7 protein-coding genes are annotated in these 6,413 nt (G+C 45.0%); 2 read left to right on the plus strand and 5 right to left on the minus strand.

The annotated features are described in order from the left end of the window. Positions 1-231 precede the first annotated feature (231 nt). From argH to AC4II3_RS08155, 3 genes are all read right to left on the minus strand, one after another. On the minus strand, positions 232-1,626 hold the full coding sequence (argH, locus tag AC4II3_RS08145) for an argininosuccinate lyase (protein ID WP_488014020.1): 1,395 nt from the start codon (positions 1,624-1,626) through the stop codon (positions 232-234). A gap of 62 nt (positions 1,627-1,688) precedes the next feature. Further along, positions 1,689-1,940 carry a hypothetical protein gene (locus AC4II3_RS08150; RefSeq protein ID WP_488014018.1) on the minus strand — a complete coding sequence of 84 codons (252 nt, stop codon included), beginning with the start codon at positions 1,938-1,940 and terminating at the stop codon, positions 1,689-1,691. A gap of 28 nt (positions 1,941-1,968) precedes the next feature. Then, positions 1,969-3,426 carry a GAF domain-containing SpoIIE family protein phosphatase gene (locus tag AC4II3_RS08155; protein ID WP_488014016.1) on the minus strand — a complete coding sequence of 486 codons (1,458 nt, stop codon included), beginning with the start codon at positions 3,424-3,426 and terminating at the stop codon, positions 1,969-1,971. Between the two features lie 435 nt (positions 3,427-3,861). Here AC4II3_RS08155 and AC4II3_RS08160 point away from each other — a divergent pair, with 435 nt between their 5' ends. Beyond that, positions 3,862-4,314 carry a helix-turn-helix domain-containing protein gene (locus AC4II3_RS08160; protein ID WP_488014014.1) on the plus strand — a complete coding sequence of 151 codons (453 nt, stop codon included), beginning with the start codon at positions 3,862-3,864 and terminating at the stop codon, positions 4,312-4,314. A gap of 7 nt (positions 4,315-4,321) precedes the next feature. Here AC4II3_RS08160 and sbcD read toward each other — a convergent pair whose 3' ends face one another. Together sbcD and AC4II3_RS08170 are read right to left on the minus strand one after the other, a co-directional pair. Further along, positions 4,322-5,545, minus strand: coding sequence for an exonuclease subunit SbcD (sbcD, locus tag AC4II3_RS08165; protein WP_488014012.1), 1,224 nt, complete (start codon positions 5,543-5,545; stop codon positions 4,322-4,324). Positions 5,546-5,668: 123 nt separating this feature from the next. Next, positions 5,669-6,193 (minus strand): hypothetical protein, encoded by a 525-nt coding sequence (locus tag AC4II3_RS08170; RefSeq protein ID WP_488014010.1) that lies wholly within the window; start codon positions 6,191-6,193, stop codon positions 5,669-5,671. A 24-nt stretch (positions 6,194-6,217) separates the two neighbouring features. Between AC4II3_RS08170 and AC4II3_RS08175 the strand changes: the two genes are divergently transcribed. Then, on the plus strand, positions 6,218-6,413 hold a 196-nt coding region (locus AC4II3_RS08175; protein ID WP_490722803.1), incomplete at its 3' end, for a hypothetical protein.

A 6,413-nucleotide genomic window follows, 5' to 3' on the forward strand; every position in this document is an offset into this window, starting at 1 on the left:
TTGAAGCCAAAAACTAACTAAAAAATCTTACTTCTGATCCGAAGTTTCCCACTCCGAAGTTCCCTATTATTAAATATTTTTGTACTGGCGCAAGATTGACCTACGGTCACGCTACGCTCCGGAAGCGTGACCGTAGCGTGGCTTTTGGCCTCAGCTTCCGCGCTTGAGCGATTAGCCCGAAGGGCTACGCTACGCGAACGACAAGATCTAATATTAGAGATAAATTAGCGATCAATCATTATTGGAATTTAGGCGATCGCATGCATCCTGAATCCCTCGCCTAACCTGGTCAAAACCAGTGCCACCATAACTATTCCGACGAGCGACGACTTGAGTCGGGGCAATGGCTTGATAAATATCTTCCTCAAAGGCTGGATGCAACGCTTGCCACTCTTCGAGGCTCAAATCTTTTAGTAACTTCCCGGATGCCAAACAACCTCTGACCACCTTACCCACCAGATTGTAGGCTTCCCGAAACGGAACTCCTTTTGAGGCTAAATAGTCAGCGACATCGGTAGCGTTAGAGAAATCTTCAGTAACTGCTGATGCTAGACGTTCGGTACGAAATTCTAACCCTTCCTGCCAGAGAATGGTCATGGCTTCGAGACAGGCTTTGATAGTGTTAACGCTATCAAACAGTGCTTCTTTGTCTTCTTGCAAGTCTTTGTTGTAAGCCAAAGGTAGCCCTTTCATCAAAACTAACAACCCTTGTAGATGACCAAAGACACGACCAGTCTTACCTCGTACCAGTTCGGGAACATCAGGATTTTTCTTTTGGGGCATGATGCTCGAACCAGTAGCACAACTATCTTTTAGGGTAACAAAGCCAAATTCCTGAGATGACCAGAGAATGATTTCTTCTGAAAATCGGCTCAGATGTACCATGATCAAACTGGCAGCACAGAGGAATTCAATGGCAAAGTCGCGATCGCTTACTCCATCGAGGCTGTTACCATAAATTCTTTCAAAATGCAAGGTTTTGGCGGTATGATGTCGGTCAATGGGGAAAGTAGTCCCTGCTAAGGCTCCACAACCGAGGGGTGAGATATTGACCCGCCGTCGGATTTCCCCTAAACGCTGCCAGTCCCGCTCTAGCATTTCTACGTAAGCTAACAGGTGATGGGCTAAACTGACTGGCTGAGCCCGTTGCAGATGAGTATAGCCAGGAATCAGGGTTTCAACATGAGCAATGGCCAGATTGAGCAAGACCTCTTGGAAGTTACGTAACTGGCTACGAATCTGGTCAATCTGGTCGCGGAGGTAGAGTCGGGTATCCGTACCAACTTGGTCATTACGCGATCGCGCTGTATGTAGCTTCTTGCCAACATCACCCACAAGTTCAGTTAGGCGGCGTTCTACAGCTAAGTGTACATCCTCAGCATCAACACCAGGGTTAAATTTTCCTTGGTGGTATTCTGAGCGGATTTGTTCTAAGCCAGCTACTAGCTGCTGAGCTTCCGACTCAGAAATAATGCCAGTATGGGCAAGCATCTTGGCATGAGCCACAGAACCAGTAATGTCATACTCAATCAGTTCTATGTCAAAGCCGATACTGGCATTGAAGCAAGCAATTGCTGGATGTAACGCTGATTCAAATCGCTGACTCCAGGTTTTTTGCTCAGTCACAGTTTTGGAAACAAGATAAAGGACAAAAGACTAGTTAAAAGACTAGTTAAACGAAATTAGATTTAGTTAAACGAAGTTAGATTTCTGAATAAGTAACCAACAACTAAACCAATCACCAGCGCCGCAGCCTGACCAGAATCAATAAAGTTTTGCCACGCGGTCTTGATTTGACCAAGTACATCTGGATCTTCAATAGTTTGAGCCAAAACTAGTCCATCGATGGGTAACTGAGAGTTCAGCCATCCCAAGACATCAGTCCAATCGCTAACGCATAAGAACGGAACTATTACTGCTTGTATGCCTAGAATCACCATTGCTATGATTTCCTATACCTTAAATCTGTTACTCAAGCCTTGATTTTACCTGCATTACGACCAGTGTCATATCATCTCCGTTAGTTGTTGTACCAGTAAACTGCTGCACTTGCTCAAATAGGTAATCTAAAATTTCCTGAGCACTATAACTATGTTCACAGGCCCACTGGAAGCTTTGGGTTAGATTGTCCTCATCAAAGCGATGGCCATTGAGATTGGCTGCCTCGGTCACCCCATCAGTGTAGTAAATAATGGTGTCCCCTGAATCTAGCTGCACGTGAGAGTCTTCGTATTGAGAATCAACTTCTAAACCAATCAGCATCCCTGCCGTATCCAAGGGTTTGATAGAACGGGTTGATGCCTGCCACAACAAGGGGGGATTGTGAGCGGCATTACTATAGGACAAAATCTTGGTTTTGGGGTCGTACTCAGAATAAAACAAGGTAACGAACCGGTGGGAATTTTCCAAGTCAACATACATAACCCGGTTCAAGTGTTCGAGAATGCGTGCAGGGGAGTGACCGTTTAGCACTTCTGCCCGCAGCATTCCCCTGGTCATAGTCATAATCAACCCAGCTGGAACCCCTTTTCCCATCACATCACCAATCACAATGCTCCAAGGTAAATAAGCACTGTGGTCATCATTGAGATGACTATCCCCGGAGTTTTTCGGTCCGAGCTGGTCGTAGTTGGTGGGAATGAAATCGTAGTAGTCACCTCCGACACGGTTAGCGGTTTTACAGAAAGCCGCTAATTCGACCCCTTCAATTTCAGGGCATTGGCGCGGTAGTAGGCGGATTTGGATATCGGCACCAATTTCTAACTCTCGATCTAAGCGTTCTTTATGGCGTAGCTCAACTTTAAGTTCATCATTAGCGATCGCTACTGCAGTTTGGTCAGCCACTAACCTTACCAACTTCTGTCGTGTCGGTGTCCAGTTATATTGTGGGTCATGGCTAAAGATATACAAATGTCCTTGTTCAGCATTTTTAAGCAGAATGGGAAGACTAAACAGTTGGATATTGGGTTCAAGATAATCCCTCAAGAGTTTATCAAAGGATGCCTGAACTAGTTTCAAAGAAGTTGGTGTCTGGTTAGAATTCCCCCCTTGGCCATTAGGACTTGTGACTTGGTGGGTGGTCTTTTCTATCGCTTTACGAATAGTCTGACCCACCTGAGGGTTCTGGTAGTGTAGGTCAGAGCGTTGTACCTGACCATCTCGATTGAACAGGATTAAAGCTCCCCCATCGGCATCACTGACCCGTGCTGCCATTAGAGGAATTAACTCTAAAAACTGATTGAGATTGTTGAAGCTGCGTAAGGCAAACCCCAATGAGCTTAACAAATCTTGAACCTTGTGCTGTTCTCGATAAAGACGTGCCACCAGTTCTTTGAGGGTGGACACAGGGTTTTTCTTAGCACCAGCATAGGAGTTGGTGCTATTGGTTGAACTTGAAGGTTGGTGGGGAATGGGCAGTGCTGTCATTGCATCAGGTGTTAGGAGCGTTACCAGTTATGCTGCACAAACCATCAGGTTAATCAGGAGTTAGAACAGATGTCTACTCAGGTTTTGTCAAGCAGCTGTTGCTGAAACTGTTGACCTGTGAAGCCTACGATGGCTGACCCTGGATCTTCACGGTAGTTTTGCTTAGGTATTGATTCAACCATGTAGGATAACTAGCGCAACAGTATGGCATCCTACAGTAGCACTGATTGCCATTTTTAGCTATTCCAAAAGTCCCAACCAATTATTCCAACTGACCTGATTTGTCTAATGATAGCCCTAATTACACTCAATGTTATTCAGGGAATCTTCTGAGTGCTGAGGGCTGATGCATTAATTAATAGAACCCCATGATTTGGCATTCCACAAATTTTATATTATTATAGTTTTATCGGAATAGTTTAAAAAAATAAACTGATGAACAAGTGTGTTAGTACTACTGAAGCGGCATCTATATTAGGAATCTCCTCTAGACGATTGCGACAACTCCTAAGCTCCGGTCGCGTCCGGGGTGCTTATAAAAGCGGTAAATTCTGGATTATTCCCCTGTTTAATAATCTGCCTCAAATTACTAAAGGTAGACGTGGCCCAAAGGGTAAGTGGCGTAAAAATCGTCCTCCGGCTCTAGCTAAGATCAATGTCAACCGTAATCACATTGGCTCGAATATGCACAAAAGTCCCAAAGACCGGAAGCCAGTGATTTCAGTAAAACGAAGCGGCAACAATCTATACGGAAACGAGGTAGAAATCCTCGGTCCATGTCGAATTGTCTATCAGCCAGATCACCCACTCGATTGTGGCGCTCGTCTGTGGATCGAAACCTTCAGTGATATCCACTTCATCGGTGGTAGTTTTCCTGCGAATAGCTAATTACCAATTACCGATTTTTCTCTAATAGGCATTCTGCAGCTTCTAGCATATCTGCAGCAATATCTCTGAGGTCTTGCCGATTTTCTAGATATGTGGATAAGGCATCCATGGGATCAATACTGTTACCTATACCCAGTTCCGGCAAGCGGGGACGAGCTAGCTGGCTGACTAATTCTGGACGAATGGTATAGTGGTGGGCTGGCCTCAAGGATTCATGTATCGCAGTATTGTCAATTAGGTCGAGCTGCTCAGAACGTAGCTTGTAAATCAGCCGGACTATAGCGTCTTTAATCGTTTCGTTACCAATAGCATTTAGTAAACTACTTTGGGGATCATCGGCTTCAGCAAGGTTGACCTCAATGGTACGGAAGGGACGCACTGACAAGGGACAAAATTCCCACTGAACATGACCTTTGGACAGGTCAATCATGATATAACCTTTGTCTTCCTTCTCTTCACTGAAATCGACCCGCTCAATACTGCCAGGGTAAATGACTGGGGGGTCATTGGAGTGGTTGAGATTCTGGTGTTGGTGGATGTGTCCTAAAGCTACATAATCAAAGCAGGGTCGAGTCAGCAGCGAGAGCGGAATAGTAAAACCTTTACCAACGGCGAGGAAGCGCTCTGCACCAAATCTAGCTTGGTCTGCCATTAAATGACCTAACAAAACCGTTGGCAGGTTTGGGTCAAGTTTACGAATTTCTGCTTCTAAGATTGGCTCAAGCCGTGAGATCAGGAGTTGGTTAACCTCGGCTAGGGTTAAACCTTCGGTGTCTGGGCGACTAAGAAGAGTGGAGTTGGTTAGCCACGGTAGAGTAATCACCTGTACCAAACCATTGTCAGTTTGAATCTTATGAGTTTTGATGCTATCCCCTACTACAAATCCAGGCACACCTAAGGTGCGATAAATACATAAGCTAGCACCTCCTTGTCCTTGGGAGTGTTGGTCGTGATTTCCTACTAATAAAACTGTAGGAATGTTTGCATCTACTAAGCGGCGAAATTGATTGGCAAAGGCTTCTTGAACATAAGGTGGTGGTGTGGCATCGGGAAAGGCATCACCGCCAAAAAGCACTAAATCCACAGGTTCGGTAATGGCTCGGTCAATGCATTTAGCTAGGGTATTGACAAAATCTTCTAAACGTGTATTGATTCCAGTAGCAGGGTTGATTCGTCCATGGGAGAAACCACTACCCATGTGGATGTCAGATAGGTGAAGAATTTTGATCATTGGCGATGATACTATTAGAAAGTAGGCATGATGAGATGAGAAAATAGGAAATAACAATTTTTAAATTGCTATTTCCTATTAATTGTTATTTGGATTTTTCGATTGTCAAAAACATCCCTTTACTTATTCGTCAAGAATGTCAGATAAAGCGTGATAGATTACCTGTTTTTGTTCAGAATCGTATCTCCAGCGCTGGAGAAATTCTTGGTAGTGACCAACTCCGGTAAGGGCGCTTTGCCTTAACTGTTGGGCAATGTCAAACAGGCTTGGCATATTTAGTTGTTTAATGAGATTAGCACTACGCGATCGCACTCGGTCTGATCCTTGAGCCATGTCTTCTTTACCATTGCGGCGATGGTTCAATCCCATTGCGGCTGACATAGCTAAATTTTTGACTAACAGTTCCGCTACGATTTCGGGGGATGACTCTAGAGCTGTGATCACCTCTGGTGATGGATTGTCGGCTAAGGTGCTTTCACTGGTAAGGTAGGTGACAAAGAAGCCTCTTGCTCCATTTTTGGTTTTGACTAAGGATGCGATCGCATCGGTCATTTCTGGCGATGTTAGTTCCCCTGTTACCATTTTGCTCATTATCGATTCGGTGAATGCCATTGCATCATCAAACGTTACGGTTTCTAGAATTTCCATGGCAGTTCTGAGGCTAGCTCAATCGTGGGTCAGTTTCAATTTGAGCACAATTTTAATAAAACCGCAGATAGAGCTTTTACAATAAATCCTCCAAAGTTATCAGCGGTCAGTGGTCAGCGGTCAGTGGTCAGCGGTCAGCCTTCAGCCTTGGCCTTTGGCCACGCTACGCGAACAGCCTTCAGCCTTGGCCTTTGGCCACGCTACGCGAACAGCCTTCAGC

Source organism: Moorena sp., assembly GCF_982860115.1.